Origin of the sequence: Paenibacillus durus ATCC 35681 (assembly GCF_000993825.1) — a bacterium.
Taxonomy (GTDB): Bacteria; Bacillota; Bacilli; order Paenibacillales; family Paenibacillaceae; genus Paenibacillus_AQ; species Paenibacillus_AQ durus_B.
In genome coordinates this window covers 2,988,407-3,002,398 of record NZ_CP011114.1, presented here as the reverse complement: position 1 = coordinate 3,002,398, position 13,992 = coordinate 2,988,407, and the positions used below count along the sequence as shown (strand labels likewise).

Sequence of the window (13,992 nt, the reverse complement as noted above, 5' to 3'; positions counted from 1 at the left end):
TTTGGGGGAGAAGTGTATGAGCTTCTTCAAAAGAATACTGAGGCTGTTTGCAGATGGTGAGCGGACGCTGGTGTGTAACACTTTTAATCAGACATCATATTTCAGAGCCAAAAGCATCCTTGACGCTGAGGGAATCCGTCACCGTTCACGGATATCCGGATCAACTGGCGCAGCGGATCGGCGGGTGAAGATTGGAGGCAAAATACCCGTCCAATACGAAATTTTTGTGCGTAAAGAAGATGAGGCCCATGCGCTCAAGGCGCTGCGTTAGCAGGGCCGAGATGATCATACACTATGACCGTCTGAATGTCTGGATTCGGTAAAGGCTGGAGTAGTGCCTATGGAGATATTGGAAACGGAGACAATCCGTTTCTTTTTTTATCCCTATAAACATGACATATACATAACATCATAATAACTGAAGAAACCGGCTTCATTTCTACAACTGCTCTAAAAATAGTGCGCCCTGCATAATCAAAACGAAGAAAATTGTCGAATTGTACAATTAAATGTAATGTTAGTTGACCTATTTCTTGGCTTCATGTACATTTTGCTTACACAAACGAAGTGATATTTATCACACTTTACATCGAATTCAGTGTCAAAGCATGTACAGGAAATCGATTTCCTGAGGGTACCGGCAACTTATTTTCATCAATGCATGATGGGAAACCGGTTTCCTGGATGTGGAAAGTTCGTCGCTAATTCGGCTAGTCGCTTCTTTGCTGCGAAGTTGGAGGGAGTCATGAATATCACGATAAGAGATGTAGCCATGAGAGCTAATGTGTCGCCGGCCACCGTATCACGGGTTCTCAATCAAAGCAAACCAGTCAGCAAAGCGGTACGGGAGAAGGTCATGAGGGTTGTGGAAGAACTTAATTTCAATCCCAATTCGGTTGCACGCAGTCTGGCCATGAAGGAAAGCAGGCTGATCGGTGTCGTTATTCCAAGCATTGATAGCGTATTTCTTTCAAAGTTTGTAAACATCATAGAAGAGGAGTTCTTTAAGCACAATTATACGACGCTGCTCTGCAATACAAGATGCGATGATGATGTTGAGAAGGATTATTTGAGGCTCTTGAAAGACAAGTACGTGGATGGAGTGGTGCTGATGACCTCTCATCCCAAGCCGCATCAAATTGAGTTTTTCGAACAGGTAGATATTCCTGTGGTATTTGCCGGGCATACCGACAAGAGCAAGCAATTCTCCTCCGTTAATATTGATAATTATCAGGCTATGTATGATGCGACCCTGTATTTGCTAGAGAACGGTCATCGAAGAATCGCTTTTTTTGGCGGCCCTCTGATCTATCGTCAAGCGGTTGAGAGGTTGTCCGGTTACAAGCAAGCGCTGGCTGACTACGGAGTCAAGTACGAAGAATCGCTTGTTTTTGCAAATGATTATGATATCGAACACGGCTTTGAGAACGGCATCCAGTTGTTCCAAAGAGCGGACAGGCCGACAGCCGTCTGCTGTGTGAGCGATATGGTCGCTGTCGGCGCCATTAAGGCGGCGGAAGTGAGCGGGATCAGGGTTCCCGAAGATATTTCGATTATGGGCTTCGATGATATCCGTTTGGCGAAAGCTTACCGTCCCGGTATTACGACAATCCGGCAGCCGATTTATGAGCTCAGCGTTCAGGCGGCAGAAATGCTGCTTAAGCAAATCAAGCACAAAGAAGATTATGTCAAGGAAACGAGGATTCTGTCCCATGAAATTATCGTAAGGGGGAGTTGCATGACAGTGAATGGCTGAAGCTGAGTAGACTAATTGCGTCTGGATAGGATACGTACACATACGCTTCATCTGCATCGCAGGTTTTACAACGACTGATTATTTTATACAGAGGGGTAGATTATCCATGAAAAAGAAGCTGGGCGCTCTATTGCTTTCTACACTAATGATGTTCACGCTGGCTGCTTGCGGCGGAAATGCAGGCACGAATTCGGCCAATCCAACCAGTAATGCGGAAGGCACGCCTGCAAATACTGCTGAGCCAGCAGCTAATGATGAGCTGAAGCCCGAACCAGGGGCAGAATTAAGATTCTGGACATTCACTACGGACCTGAAGCCTTTTACAGACTATGCAATTAAAGAGTTTGAGCAAAAGTATAACATTAAAGTCACGGTTGAAGACGTCGGTTACTGGGACAGCATCAAGCGGTTGTCGACAGACGGACCTGCCGGTGTAGGCGCCGACGTGTTCGGGCTTCAAACCCCCGATGTGGCGAATGCGGTCCAATCCGGCCTCGTCCTGCCGAATGATTATTTTGAAGAAGAGACGAAAAGCATCAACAAGCCGGACACGATCGCCGCTGCTACCCATGACGGCATTCTGTACGGTTATCCCTGGAATGTGTACACGTTCAGCCTTTATTACAATAAAGATCTCGTCAAAGATGCGAAGCTTGAGACATGGGATGATATCATCGCTTTCTCCAAGAAATTCAATGATGTGAAGAACAACAAGTACGGTTTCTTGTACGAGCCTAAAACCTCTGCGTTTGACGTTGCCTTCATGACAGGTTACGGCGGATATATCTTCGGCAACAACGAAACGGATGTCAATGACATCGGAATCAATAACGAGGGCTCCGTCAAAGGGTTGAAGTTCATTCAATCGCTTCGCGAGATTATGCCGCTTGCATTGGCCGATGCCACGAACAACCTGAAGGAAGGCTTGTGGGGACAAGGCAAGCTCGCAATTAATATGGACGGAAGCTGGGCAATCGGCGAGCATAACAAGCAGCCGTTTCCTGTAGGTGTGCTTCCAATGCCGAAGCTGCCGGGTGGAGAGAATGCGATGCCGCTTGCGGGAAGCACCGGATACTATGTAAGCTCCTATTCCAAATATCCGAACGCAGCGAAAATTTTCGCGAACTTCATTACAACGAAGGAAATGCAGATTAAAAATAATGAGCTGACCGGCGCTCTTCCTGCCGCGAATATCACCGGAACCGAACAGGGCATACGTAATGATGAATTGACGCAGGGCTTCCTGAAGCAGATTGCAAGCAGCCACAGATTCCCGGGCCTGTTTGAAACCCAATATGTATGGCCGGCGCTGGATGCAGCTGTGGCCGAAGTGTGGAATGGCGGGGACCCCAAGGCTGCTCTGGACAAGGCCGCAGAGAAATTAAAGACCAATATTGCTAATCAGAAATAAAGTTGGATGTTGGAAAGGGCTGGCGGTCACCCGTTTGGTTAAGGGTGGCCGCAGTTTAATAAAGGAGGTTAAAGGGTGATGCAGGAGCTCATAGCGAAGCAGAGCAAATCCGGGGCAGGTAAACCTTACAGCACAATCGCTACGATCTTATCGGTGCTGGCCATGGGATTGGGACAACTGTATAATCGCCAGTTTATGAAGGGCATTATTCTGCTGGCTGTTCATGCGATTACGTTGTATACCGTTATTTTTAAGCTGCCTCATGCGGTATGGGGACTTACAACCCTTGGCGAGACCCAGACACAGCTAAAAAAAGTGGGCAGACTTTATCAGCAAGTCATGGGGGACCATTCCGTGTTCCTGATGATTGAAGGTCTGGTGACGATATTTGCCGTAATCATTCTGCTATGGATTTACGTGCTGAGTATCAAGGATTCCTACCGGACCGGCAAATTGCGGGAACAAGGAGGGGTTCCCAATACCTTCAGACAGACGGTCAGCTTTGTGCTGTCCTACCGTTTCCCTTATCTGATCCTTGCGCTTCCGCTGGCGGGCGTCTTCTTCTTTACGATTATGCCGATCGTATTCATGATTTTGATTGCCTTTACCGACTACACATCCAAGAATATGCCTCCGGCGCATCTGCTGAATTGGGCGGGCTTTGATGCCTTCAGGGACATCTTCCAGATGAAAGGTTGGAACACCACCTTTTACAAAGTTACGCTCTGGACCTTCCTATGGGCGATTCTGGCGACGCTCACCGGTTATTTCGGCGGATTTGGGGTTGCGCTGCTCGTACAGCAAAAACGGATTCGGTTTAAATCGTTCTGGCGCACGCTGTTTATTCTTCCATACGCCATTCCGATGTTTGTCTCGATGCTGATTCTACAAAATATGTTTAACGGCCAGTTCGGCCCGGTTAACCAATACCTCGAACTTCTAGGCTTCAACCGAATTCCGTGGCTATCCGACCCGACTTGGGCCAAGGTCACGCTCGTTATTGCGAATTTCTGGGTATCCTTTCCGGTATCCATGCTCATGATTATCGGAATTATGTCAACGATCCCTAAAGATATGTATGAAGCGGCCGATATTGACGGCGCGAGTTCTTTTCAGAAGACCCGGCTCATTACCTTTCCTAGCGTTATGTATTCGATGGCGCCGCTGCTTATCATGTCTTTCGTGGGCAATATGAACAATTTCAATGTGATTTTCCTGCTAACGAACGGCAATCCGGTCAATAGCGACCTGCAGTTTGCTGGGGATACCGATATTCTGATCACTTGGCTCTTCAAGCTTTCCATGGAATATGGACAGTACAGTTACTCGTCCGTCATCGGCATTATTATTTTTATTATTCTGTCCGTGTTCGCGATTTGGAATGTTCGCCGGACCAAGGCATTTAAGGAGGACACCTCATCATGAGCCGTAAACTAAGAGGATCGGTCTGGCTGTCAATCAGTTATGTGCTGCTTGCTGTTATCGGTGTCTTCTCCGTATATCCCGCCCTTTGGGTTGTTATGTCTTCCTTCCGGACAGGCAACTCGTTATTCAGCGAAACGCTGATTCCGACAGCCTTTACGCTAGAGCACTATGCGAATCTGTTTAGCAAATATGATTTTGCCCGGTGGTATACCAATACCTTGAAGATTGCGCTGACTACCACTGTGATCGGCACTGTTCTGACGCTGCTTCCCGGCTATGCGTTCTCGATCTTCCGGTTTACCGGACGGAAAACGATGATGAGCACATTGATGGTGCTGGGCTTGTTCCCCGGATTTATGAGTATGATCGCCGTATTCATTCTGCTGAATCTGCTGAATCTGCTTAACACGCATCTAGCGGTCATTCTCGTCTATGCAGCAGGAGCGCCATTGTTCTTTCTCTTTGCCAAGAGCTACTTCGACACCATTCCCAAAAGCTTGGTGGAAGCGGCGCGTATGGACGGGGCGGGCCATTTAAGCATTTTCTTCCGGATTGTCATGCCGCTGTCCACGCCGCTGATTGTGTATACGGCGCTGAGTATTTTTGCCGGCTCGTTCACCGATTTCCTCTTTGCGAAGCTCGTGCTGCGGACGCCGGAGACGAAGACGCTGGCCGTCGGGCTGTTCGATATGATCAGTTCACGGCAGGCTACGGACTTTACCAGCTTTGCGGCCGGATGCGTGCTCATCGCGGTTCCGATTACGTTCTTGTTCATCCTGCTGCAGCGTCTCTTGACCGAAGGCTTGACAGCGGGCGCGGAGAAAGGATAATTTAACCCCGGCCGATCTTATGTCTGCCTGAGAACAACGGATAAATGCCCTCTTTTCGACGAGAAAATTTGAATGGCTGAAACTTTTTGTTGACACTGTTTTTGTGTGATGTTAGGATACTTAAAAAATAGATGTTATGATAAATGTCATTGCAAATCTTGTATAAGCTCATTAATCGGGTATGGGCGTTTCTACAGGCAACCGTAATTGCCACAGGCTACAAGAGGAAGCAGATCCAGAATATTTGCTTTTCGGGTTCAGCATGTTTGCTCCCGGTGCAAGCATTCCTTCTGCTCCTCTTTGTTCCTGTGGTTATTCGCGTTTCCATAAATAACACGAATAAAAGCGAGGGACCCAAATGATAAAGGATCAAGTATTGGCAAAAGATTGGATATCTGTAGCTTATTCGCAGGATATCGGAACTGAACCGGTCCCTGTTACTGTCCTGGAAGAGAGGATCGTCCTGTTCAGAACACGGGAAGGGGTACAGGCGTTTAAGGACTTATGCATTCACCGGGGCGCGGCGCTGTCGCTGGGTAAAGTGGTGGACGATTGTATTGTATGTCCTTATCATGGCTGGAAATATGACACGGAAGGGAAATGCGTCAGAATCCCCCAGCAGCCCGCCGAGCAGACGATTCCGCCAAAGGCCAAAGCGATCGTTTACCCATGTGTGGAAAGATACGGCGTGGTCTGGGTGAAGCTTGAAGAGGGCGCTTCGGAGAACGAGACTCCGGTTCCTTTTTATGAGGAGTATGAGGACCCGGCCTTCCGGACGGTTCATGCGGAACCATATATCCTGTACGCGGCTGCGCCGAGAGTCGTTGAAAATTTTCTGGATGCGAGCCATTTGGCATTCGTCCACGACGGATTATTGGGTGACTCCGCCTTTCCGGAAATCCCTGATTACGGTGTGAACTGGAAGGAGAACCGCTATGTTTCGGGTGAGATTCCCGTGTATGCCGACGCGGACGGTTCGGGTAATTATGCAACGATTTATTATACCTTTGAAATTTTGCGCCCCATGACGGCAAGACTGAAAAAAGTGAATTATTCCAATAATCAGATTCTTTCCATGTTGTTCACAGTGCTTCCGCATGACGAAAGAAAAACCACGGTCTTCGCGCTGGTCACCCGAAATTATGCGCTGGATCAACCGGATGAATATTTCCGGGATTTCCAGAAGCGGGTTATCGAGCAGGACGCCGGGATTGTGGAAAGCCAGAAGCCAGAGGAGCTTCCTCTTGACTTACAAGCGGAACTTCACCTGAAAGCTGACAGAGTCAGCATCGCTTACCGCAGATGGCTGGGTGAGCTTGGTGTAACCTACGGCAGCGATGTTACAGGCGTCAAGAAACGGTAGGCGTATAATTTCACAAGACTAGTCAGATTTTATAACAGGAGGATGTTACATTGTGAGCCAAGATCAATTATCTGTTGAACCGGTGGATATCGTCATTATCGGCGGCGGTCCGGCCGGAATGTTTGCCGCCTTTTACGGCGGAATCCGTCAAGCCTCCGTCAAAATAATCGAGAGCATGCCCCAGCTGGGGGGACAGCTTGCCGCCCTTTATCCGGAAAAATATATATACGATGTGGCCGGATTTCCTAAGGTAACGGCTCAAGAGCTCGTCAATTCGCTGCAGCGGCAGCTGGATCACTTCTCGCCGGAAGTTTGCCTAGAGGAGAAAGTGGTCGAATTGATCAAGCTGGAGGAGCGGCTGTTCGAGATCCGTACGAACAAGGCGGTACACTTTGCGCGCTCAGTTCTCATTACCGCCGGCGTCGGCGCGTTTGAGCCCCGCCGTCTGGAGCTGCCGGAAGCGGCAAAATACGAAAAGAAAAATCTGCACTATTTTATCAGTGATCTGCATCAGTTCAAAGGGCAAAAGGTGCTGATCAGCGGCGGCGGCGATTCCGCGGTCGATTGGGCGCTCATGCTGGAGCCGATTGCGGAAAGCGTAACGCTTATTCACCGCCGGGATAAATTCCGGGCACATGAACACAGTGTGGAAAGACTGATGAAATCGAGCGTGAATGTACTGGTTCCGACGGAAATCACAGCGCTTGAGGGGGAAGATGTAATCGAGAAAGTGACCCTCCGCAACGTAAAAACGAAAGAAAGCATGAATCTTGACGTCGACGCCGTCATTGTCAACTTCGGATTCATCTCTTCGCTGGGACCGATCAGCGAGTGGGGGCTGAACATCGTGAACGGCTCCATTGTTGTCGACTCCCGGATGGAGACGAGTATCCCGGGCATCTTTGCCGCGGGCGACGTGACGACCTATCCCGGTAAAATCAAGCTGATTGCCGTCGGATTCGGCGAAGCTCCAACCGCTGTCAACAACGCCAAGGTGTATATCGACCCGAACGCCAAGCTGTCACCCGGCCACAGCAGCAATATGAAGCTGTAACGGGTATGAAGGCCGTGATTCTCTACGAAAGTAGAAAGTCACGGCCTTTTTAAGTTTTTCATCCAGCCCCTTCCGCACTGCTGTCCTTTGAAATGAAATCGCGCCGGAGGCTATACTTTAGCGCATCTTTTGGTTTGTCCGCTCACAGCGGCGGATTCTTATGGCATTTGCGGCATACCGGATAATAAGCTTCGTTCCCGCCGATCTGGATTTGCTTGCCGCTGTAGACAGGCTTCCCGTTCTCGACCCTTAGCGTCATCGTTGCCTTGCGTTCGCAGAACCAGCAAATCGTCTTCATTTCCTCGATTTTATCGGCATAAATCAGCATATACTTGCTGCCCTCGAATAGATTGTTCTGGAAATCATTCTTGAGGCCGAAGGCCATCACCGGAATGTCCAGCTCGTCAACGATGCGAACAAGTTGCAGAATACTTTCTTTATTCAAAAATTGGCATTCATCGATCAGCACACAGTGGGGCTTCGGCCGGCCTGCGCTCACAATTCCGAAAATATCCGTATCATCGTCAATGGCGATAGCCTGTCTGCGGAGTCCGATCCGCGAGGAGACATAGCCGACTTCATCCCGGTTGTCGATAGCCGAGGTGAAGATCTGCACCGACTTGCCTTGTTCTTCATAATTATGAGCAACTTTAAGAATCTCGATCGATTTTCCGCTGTTCATTGACCCGTATTTGAAAAATAACTGTGCCACCGTCCATCTGTCCTTTCTTAAAGAAGACCTAATATCCAATATCCGAAAATGCGACCTTAATAGATTAGCATACTCCCAGCCGCCGAGGCCAGCCGAAAAAAGCCCCGTTATAGATATTAGCAACTGGTTATTTGTTCACGCTATCTGTTAATATATCTGTATGGGAACCTGCCGGTCTTTGACAGTGCGGGTTATTTTGCGCGAAATGAACCGGATGATTGTGGAAACTATAGAGAAAGGAGCGGATGAGAATGGCGGAGAAGCTTGATTCATATCAGGAGCGGATTGCGAGGCTGAAAGAGGACGGCAAGCTGACGGCTGAGGCGGAAGCGCTGCTGGAAGAATTGACGGCGTGCCTTGCGGAGCTGGAACGGAGCAACAGGGCGCTGCGGAAGGCGGCGGTGAAGGCAGCCGGAGGACAGACGATGTCCAGCCGTCTGCGCGACGCGCTGTACGAATAGGAAGAAGAGATTGTGGAGGAACGCGGATGTCCATGATTTTGCCTTTTCTGTCCAAACACTCCTCGTAGTTACGACTGACATCTGATGGGAAAATCTTGAGTTCATCTTATATAGATTTCACTCGCCCGGATAAGTCTTCCTCAGAAAAGACACTGATTGCTTGATCAGCGCTTCTAACACGTCAACCTTAATATCCGCGATTTTATTGATATAGACGCAGCCTTTTCCCGCTGTATATTTTCCGAGATCCGCGAGCACAGCTTCACGCTCCGGATTATAGGCCGCCAAATACAGGCTGATCTTGGCCTTCCTTGGCGAAAAACCGGCGAGCGGCGCATCGCCCTCGTGGCCCGTGGCGTATTTGTAGTGATAGGACCCGAATCCGATAATGCTCGTTCCCCACATTTTTGCCGGGAATCCGGTCGTTTCCGTAAAAATATCGAGCAGCTTATAAGCGTCTTCACGCTTTTGGGGATGCTCCACACTTTCTATAAACTCGATGACACTGCTGTCATTTTCTTTTGTCTTCAATTCATACATAGCAGAAACTCCTTTCGCATTCGGGACTGGAACCGGCAGTATAGATTAAACGGCTTCTTTCGCTTCCTTCAGCTTGCGGAGGGGGCCGCTTGTCCATTTTTTTCCCAGCTCAATTGAAGGCTTCTCAATATAATAGTACGACAGGCTGGAAGCCAGCAGCGACAGGACGAGAGCGATGGAGAGCGTCGCCCACATGGGCAGCAGATTATGGAAAGCGTAAATGCAGGAGAACAGCACCACCGAATGGTAGAGATACAGGCTGTAAGAGATCGCACCCGCAAATTTGACCGGTTTTTTCTCGAGAATATTTGAAATCCTGGGTGAAGACAAGGCCGCCGTAATCAGAATACACACGCCAGCCGCGATTCCCCAATCAGCCGCCAGAGACAGCCAAACCCCGCTTACGGAGAACAACCGTTTGAGTACAGCATCGCCGATACCGGCGTAGGTATACACGGTCAGACCGGACAACAATAGAGCATATTTCATTTTAACACTTAAACGCAGCACTTTTGAAACGAGACTTACCCGGTATTTGGCAAGCAGGGCACCCAGGATAAAGAACGAAATGTAGTGGAGGGTAAAGTAGAGATTGGAAGAGATGGGGTGCGAATTTGCCGGATGCGCCAGATTGTTGAGCAGAAGCGCCGTACCTGACAAGAGTATGCCCAGAGCGACATTTGACTTCCAGCCGAATCTTTTGATAAAGAGCATGATGAAGGGGAAGACGAGGGAGACTCGCAGTTCGACGGACAATGACCACAGGACGGGGTCCAATGCGTAATCCTTAAAGCTGCCGACCAGAATGATATGATCCACAATCAGCCAAAAGGACAAAGGCGTACTCCATACATCATGAAAAAAAGAGCTGAATCCGGACTCCAGCCCCGGACGATAAAAGGCCAGGTAAGCCAGAATCGAGCACCCGACGGCCACGATGTAAGGAATATAGATTCTGCACAGCCGCTTGATGAAAAAATGCGGGATATTCACTTTTTTTCCATGGGAATAAAAGGGCAGCGACAGGACAAATCCGCTTAAGACAAAGAAAAAGATGACCGCCTCATGTCCCGCTTTGAAGACTCGCAAAGGTGTGTAATTTAACGCATCCAGCCACAGCAATCCTGTGAAGATAAATGCAAAATGATGGACGACAACAGTCAGCGCCGCCAGACCTCTTAAAGAGTCCAGCTGATGGTATCTTGTCAACCCAGCACCTCCGCAAGATTCATTATTGAAATTAGGATCAGGAAGCGGGTTTGGAAGACCGCCTCTTTCCGGATCTATGCTTCTCCTTGAAGCGGGGTCCGACATAATTCCGCTTGCGGTCCCGGGTCAGAATCCAGCCGCCCAGAAAGCTCATGCCCGCCGCGAACATGACAAGTCCTCCTGTAAAATGAAGCCAGGCGAACACAGGCGCGGCCGTCTCGTCGCCGTGCATCGCAAGGTAGTCGAACAGATCGTCTTTCATCATGAGGAAGCCCTTCATGGCCAGCAGACCGGGCAGCACCAGAATAAGGATGGCAATAAAGCGGGAGAGCAGCAGTTTCATGACCGTTTCCGTCCTCTCTATAACCTATATCTGGGAATAAACGGAACATTGATTAACAGCATTTTGCAAATTACTCATATTTATGATAACGCTTCGAATTTTAAATGTCCATGGCGCAAAGGCATTTTGTGATATGGGCAAAAGGGAGTACAATAGAGTGGATTATGCGAATGATGCGTAAAGAACTGGGGGATATATTTTTATGACCATTTCATGTGACGTAGCGGTGCTCGGGGGAGGAACCGGAGGCTATGTGGCGGCGATCCGGGCCGCTCAGCTCGGCAAGTCGGTTGTTGTCATCGAACAGGATAAACTGGGCGGGACGTGCCTGCATCGCGGCTGCATTCCAAGCAAGGCTCTGCTGCGCAGCGCGGAGGTCTACGCGGATATTGCGGAAAGCGAGGAATACGGGATTGAAGTTTCCGGCATCAAGCTGGCATTCGGCAAAGTGCAGCGCCGCAAGGAAGCGGTTGTGGAGCAGCTGCATCAGGGCGTCCAGTATTTGATGCGTAAAAATAAAATTCAGGTGCTTAAAGGTAAGGGGCGGGTGATCGGCCCTTCGATTTTTTCTCCGCGCAGCGGGGCGGTCGCGGTAGAGCTTGAGGACGGCGAGATGGAGACGGTAGTTCCGGTCAATCTGATCATCGCTACCGGGTCGCGCCCCCGGATCATTCCGGGACTTGAGCCGGATGGGCAGTATATTCTGAGCAGCGAAGAAGCGCTTCGGATGGAGGAGCTGCCGGCCTCGATGCTGATTGTCGGCGGCGGGGTGATCGGTGTGGAATGGGCGTCGATGCTGGCTGACTTTGGCGTGCGGGTCACCGTCGTGGAAGCGGCGGAGCAGCTGCTTTCCCATGAAGACGCCGAGGTGGCGCGGGAACTGCAGCGCCTGCTGAAAAAACGCGGAGTAACCGTAATGACGGGCGTAACGGTGAACGCTGGAACATGCCAATTAACCGGAGAAGGCGTCAGCGTGGAAGTGACCAAGGGCGGCAAAACCGAGGTATTGACCGCCGGCAAGCTGCTGGTATCGGTGGGAAGAGAGGCCAATATCCATAATATCGGCCTGGAGAACACGGATATCCGCTTTGATAAAGGTGTCATTGAAGTGAACGCCAGCATGCAGACGAACGAGCCGCATATTTATGCGATTGGAGACTGCATTGGGGGGCCGCAATTGGCTCATGCTGCCAGCCATGAAGGCATTATGGCGGTCAATCATTTGGCCGGAGAGCGGCTGCATCCCTACCATACCCACCTTGTCCCGCGCTGCGTATATACGCGGCCGGAGGTGGCGAGTGTAGGGTATACGGAGAAGGAGGCCAAAGCGCTGGGCCACGATGTCGCAACCGGCAAATTTCCGTTCTCGGCGATTGGCAAAGCGCTTGTGTACGGTTCGAAGGACGGCTTCGTGAAGGTAGTCGCCGATAAGACAAGCGGAGACATTCTCGGTGTGCAAATGATCGGGCCTCATGTGACCGATCTGATCGGCGAGGCCGCATTAGCCCAACTGCTGGATGCGACGCCTTGGGAAGTCGGAGAGGCGATCCATGCGCATCCCACACTCTCCGAAATTGTCGGCGAAGCGATGCTTGCTGTTGACGGTAAGGCCATCGGCATTTGATAGGCAGCGAAGGCAACTCACGGAAAAGTTCTGCAGCGCCCGCAAATGGGCCGAAGCGGGGACTCATGCATCCGGCCCCGAGTCATACACGCGCAAACGGGCGCTGATCGGCTTTTCTTTTTGAAGTCAAACGCTATATAATAGACTCACACCCGATTAGTACCAGGTTTTAAGATCAGATCAACAAATGGTCTTCCTACGGCGGGATCGGGGTCAGAACTAAGGAGGTACCTCTACTATGGATACGCAAGGTACTGCAAATAAAGTGAACAGGCATGAACCGCTTGGACTGACCGACGGCCAAGTGATCGACATGTACCGATATATGCTGCTTGCGCGCAAATACGACGAGCGCAGCCTGCTGCTTCAGCGGGCCGGGAAGATTAACTTTCACGTCTCGGGCATCGGCCAGGAAGCGGCGCAGGTGGCGGCCGCCTTCGCGCTCGACCGGGAGAACGATTACTTTTTACCCTACTACCGGGATTATGCATTCGTACTGTCTGTCGGCATGACGACCCGCGAGCTGATGCTGTCGGTATTCGCCAAGGCGGAGGACCCCAGCAGCGGCGGACGGCAGATGCCCGGCCATTTCGGCAGCAAGCGGCTGCGTATCGTTACCGGCTCAAGCCCTGTTACGACACAGGTTCCCCATGCGGTCGGCTTTGCGCTGGCAGCCAAGATGCAGAAGAAGAAGTTTGTTTCTTTCGTCACGTTCGGTGAAGGTTCAAGTAATCAGGGGGATTTTCATGAAGCGTGCAACTTTGCCGGGGTGAATAAGCTGCCGGTTATTATTATGTGCGAGAACAACCAGTACGCGATCTCGGTTCCGGCTCACCGCCAGCTTGGCGGGAAGGTTAGCGACCGTGCGCTTGGCTATGGCTTTCCGGGCATTCGCGTGGACGGCAACGATCCGCTGGAAGTGTACCGCGCCGTCAAGGAAGCCCGTGAACGGGCGATAGCGGGTGAAGGCCCGACGCTGATCGAAGCGATGATGTACCGCCTGTCCCCGCATTCCACCTCCGATAACGACCTGGCATACCGTACCAAAGAAGAGGTCGAGGAGAACTGGAAAAAAGACGGCGTAGCCCGCTTCCGGGAGTATTTGACGGAGCTTGGCCTGTGGAGCGAGGAGCAAGAACGCGATCTGGCTGCTCAGTGCAATTTGGATCTCAAAGAAGCAATCGAATACGCCGACAATGCGCCGTTCCCGAAACCGGAAGATACGCTGCTGCATGTGTACAGCGAAACCGAGGGAGGGGTGTAG

At 50.6% G+C, this 13,992-nt stretch carries 14 protein-coding genes and 1 riboswitch; of the genes, 10 read left to right on the top strand and 4 right to left on the bottom strand.

The annotated features are described in order from the left end of the window. Nucleotides 1–16: 16 nt before the first annotated feature. The 7 genes from VK70_RS13795 (at nt 17) to VK70_RS13760 (ending at nt 7,839) form a co-directional block, all read left to right on the top strand. The gene (locus VK70_RS13795; RefSeq protein WP_025697593.1) at nt 17–271 is read left to right on the top strand and encodes a hypothetical protein; all 255 of its coding nucleotides are present in this window, start codon (nt 17–19) and stop codon (nt 269–271) included. Between the two features lie 474 nt (nt 272–745). Beyond that, nucleotides 746–1,756 (top strand): LacI family DNA-binding transcriptional regulator, encoded by a 1,011-nt coding sequence (locus VK70_RS13790; protein ID WP_025697591.1) that lies wholly within the window; start codon nt 746–748, stop codon nt 1,754–1,756. 106 nt (nt 1,757–1,862) lie between these two features. Then, nucleotides 1,863–3,167, top strand: a complete 1,305-nt coding sequence (locus VK70_RS13785; RefSeq protein WP_025697589.1) for a sugar ABC transporter substrate-binding protein — start codon at nt 1,863–1,865, stop codon at nt 3,165–3,167. Nucleotides 3,168–3,245: 78 nt separating this feature from the next. Further along, a complete protein-coding gene (locus tag VK70_RS13780; protein WP_025697587.1) occupies nt 3,246–4,592 on the top strand; it encodes a carbohydrate ABC transporter permease in 1,347 nt (448 codons plus the stop codon). Then, on the top strand, nt 4,589–5,422 hold the full coding sequence (locus tag VK70_RS13775) for a sugar ABC transporter permease (protein WP_025697585.1): 834 nt from the start codon (nt 4,589–4,591) through the stop codon (nt 5,420–5,422). Before VK70_RS13780 ends, VK70_RS13775 begins: the two co-directional genes overlap by 4 nt. 138 nt (nt 5,423–5,560) lie before the next feature. After that, a riboswitch (purine riboswitch) is annotated at nt 5,561–5,662 on the top strand. 118 nt (nt 5,663–5,780) lie between these two features. Then, entirely contained in the window at nt 5,781–6,785 is a 1,005-nt protein-coding gene (locus VK70_RS13765) for an aromatic ring-hydroxylating dioxygenase subunit alpha (protein WP_025697581.1), read from the top strand. A 52-nt stretch (nt 6,786–6,837) separates the two neighbouring features. Continuing rightward, nucleotides 6,838–7,839, top strand: coding sequence for an NAD(P)/FAD-dependent oxidoreductase (locus tag VK70_RS13760; protein WP_025697579.1), 1,002 nt, complete (start codon nt 6,838–6,840; stop codon nt 7,837–7,839). A gap of 142 nt (nt 7,840–7,981) precedes the next feature. Here VK70_RS13760 and VK70_RS13755 read toward each other — a convergent pair whose 3' ends face one another. Continuing rightward, entirely contained in the window at nt 7,982–8,551 is a 570-nt protein-coding gene (locus VK70_RS13755) for a thymidine kinase (RefSeq protein WP_025697577.1), read from the bottom strand. A gap of 251 nt (nt 8,552–8,802) precedes the next feature. Here VK70_RS13755 and VK70_RS13750 point away from each other — a divergent pair, with 251 nt between their 5' ends. After that, complete coding sequence (locus VK70_RS13750) at nt 8,803–9,012, top strand: hypothetical protein (RefSeq protein WP_025697575.1); 210 nt, start codon at nt 8,803–8,805, stop codon at nt 9,010–9,012. Nucleotides 9,013–9,129: 117 nt separating this feature from the next. Here VK70_RS13750 and VK70_RS13745 read toward each other — a convergent pair whose 3' ends face one another. The 3 genes from VK70_RS13745 to VK70_RS13735 are packed head-to-tail and all read right to left on the bottom strand — an operon-like array spanning nt 9,130 to nt 11,104. Next, complete coding sequence (locus VK70_RS13745) at nt 9,130–9,552, bottom strand: DUF1801 domain-containing protein (RefSeq protein ID WP_025697573.1); 423 nt, start codon at nt 9,550–9,552, stop codon at nt 9,130–9,132. Between the two features lie 45 nt (nt 9,553–9,597). Then, entirely contained in the window at nt 9,598–10,761 is a 1,164-nt protein-coding gene (locus VK70_RS13740) for an acyltransferase family protein (RefSeq protein WP_025697571.1), read from the bottom strand. Between the two features lie 37 nt (nt 10,762–10,798). Further along, nucleotides 10,799–11,104 (bottom strand): DUF2627 domain-containing protein, encoded by a 306-nt coding sequence (locus tag VK70_RS13735; protein ID WP_025697570.1) that lies wholly within the window; start codon nt 11,102–11,104, stop codon nt 10,799–10,801. A gap of 202 nt (nt 11,105–11,306) precedes the next feature. On the opposite strand from VK70_RS13735, the gene lpdA reads away from it, so the two are divergent. Further along, nucleotides 11,307–12,728 (top strand): dihydrolipoyl dehydrogenase, encoded by a 1,422-nt coding sequence (lpdA, locus tag VK70_RS13730; RefSeq protein ID WP_046723408.1) that lies wholly within the window; start codon nt 11,307–11,309, stop codon nt 12,726–12,728. A gap of 238 nt (nt 12,729–12,966) precedes the next feature. Beyond that, nucleotides 12,967–13,992, top strand: a complete 1,026-nt coding sequence (locus VK70_RS13725; RefSeq protein WP_046723406.1) for a thiamine pyrophosphate-dependent dehydrogenase E1 component subunit alpha — start codon at nt 12,967–12,969, stop codon at nt 13,990–13,992.

What these genes read in the sequence shown, in the direction of transcription:
- VK70_RS13795 (WP_025697593.1), top strand. Translation starts at nt 17, where the DNA reads ATGAGCTTCTTCAAAAGAATACTGAGGCTGTTTGCAGATGGTGAGCGG.
- VK70_RS13790 (WP_025697591.1), top strand. Translation starts at nt 746, where the DNA reads ATGAATATCACGATAAGAGATGTAGCCATGAGAGCTAATGTGTCGCCG.
- VK70_RS13785 (WP_025697589.1), top strand. Translation starts at nt 1,863, where the DNA reads ATGAAAAAGAAGCTGGGCGCTCTATTGCTTTCTACACTAATGATGTTC.
- VK70_RS13780 (WP_025697587.1), top strand. Translation starts at nt 3,246, where the DNA reads ATGCAGGAGCTCATAGCGAAGCAGAGCAAATCCGGGGCAGGTAAACCT.
- VK70_RS13775 (WP_025697585.1), top strand. Translation starts at nt 4,589, where the DNA reads ATGAGCCGTAAACTAAGAGGATCGGTCTGGCTGTCAATCAGTTATGTG.
- VK70_RS13765 (WP_025697581.1), top strand. Translation starts at nt 5,781, where the DNA reads ATGATAAAGGATCAAGTATTGGCAAAAGATTGGATATCTGTAGCTTAT.
- VK70_RS13750 (WP_025697575.1), top strand. Translation starts at nt 8,803, where the DNA reads ATGGCGGAGAAGCTTGATTCATATCAGGAGCGGATTGCGAGGCTGAAA.
- VK70_RS13745 (WP_025697573.1), bottom strand. Translation starts at nt 9,552, where the DNA reads ATGTATGAATTGAAGACAAAAGAAAATGACAGCAGTGTCATCGAGTTT.
- VK70_RS13735 (WP_025697570.1), bottom strand. Translation starts at nt 11,104, where the DNA reads ATGAAACTGCTGCTCTCCCGCTTTATTGCCATCCTTATTCTGGTGCTG.
- lpdA (WP_046723408.1), top strand. Translation starts at nt 11,307, where the DNA reads ATGACCATTTCATGTGACGTAGCGGTGCTCGGGGGAGGAACCGGAGGC.
- VK70_RS13725 (WP_046723406.1), top strand. Translation starts at nt 12,967, where the DNA reads ATGGATACGCAAGGTACTGCAAATAAAGTGAACAGGCATGAACCGCTT.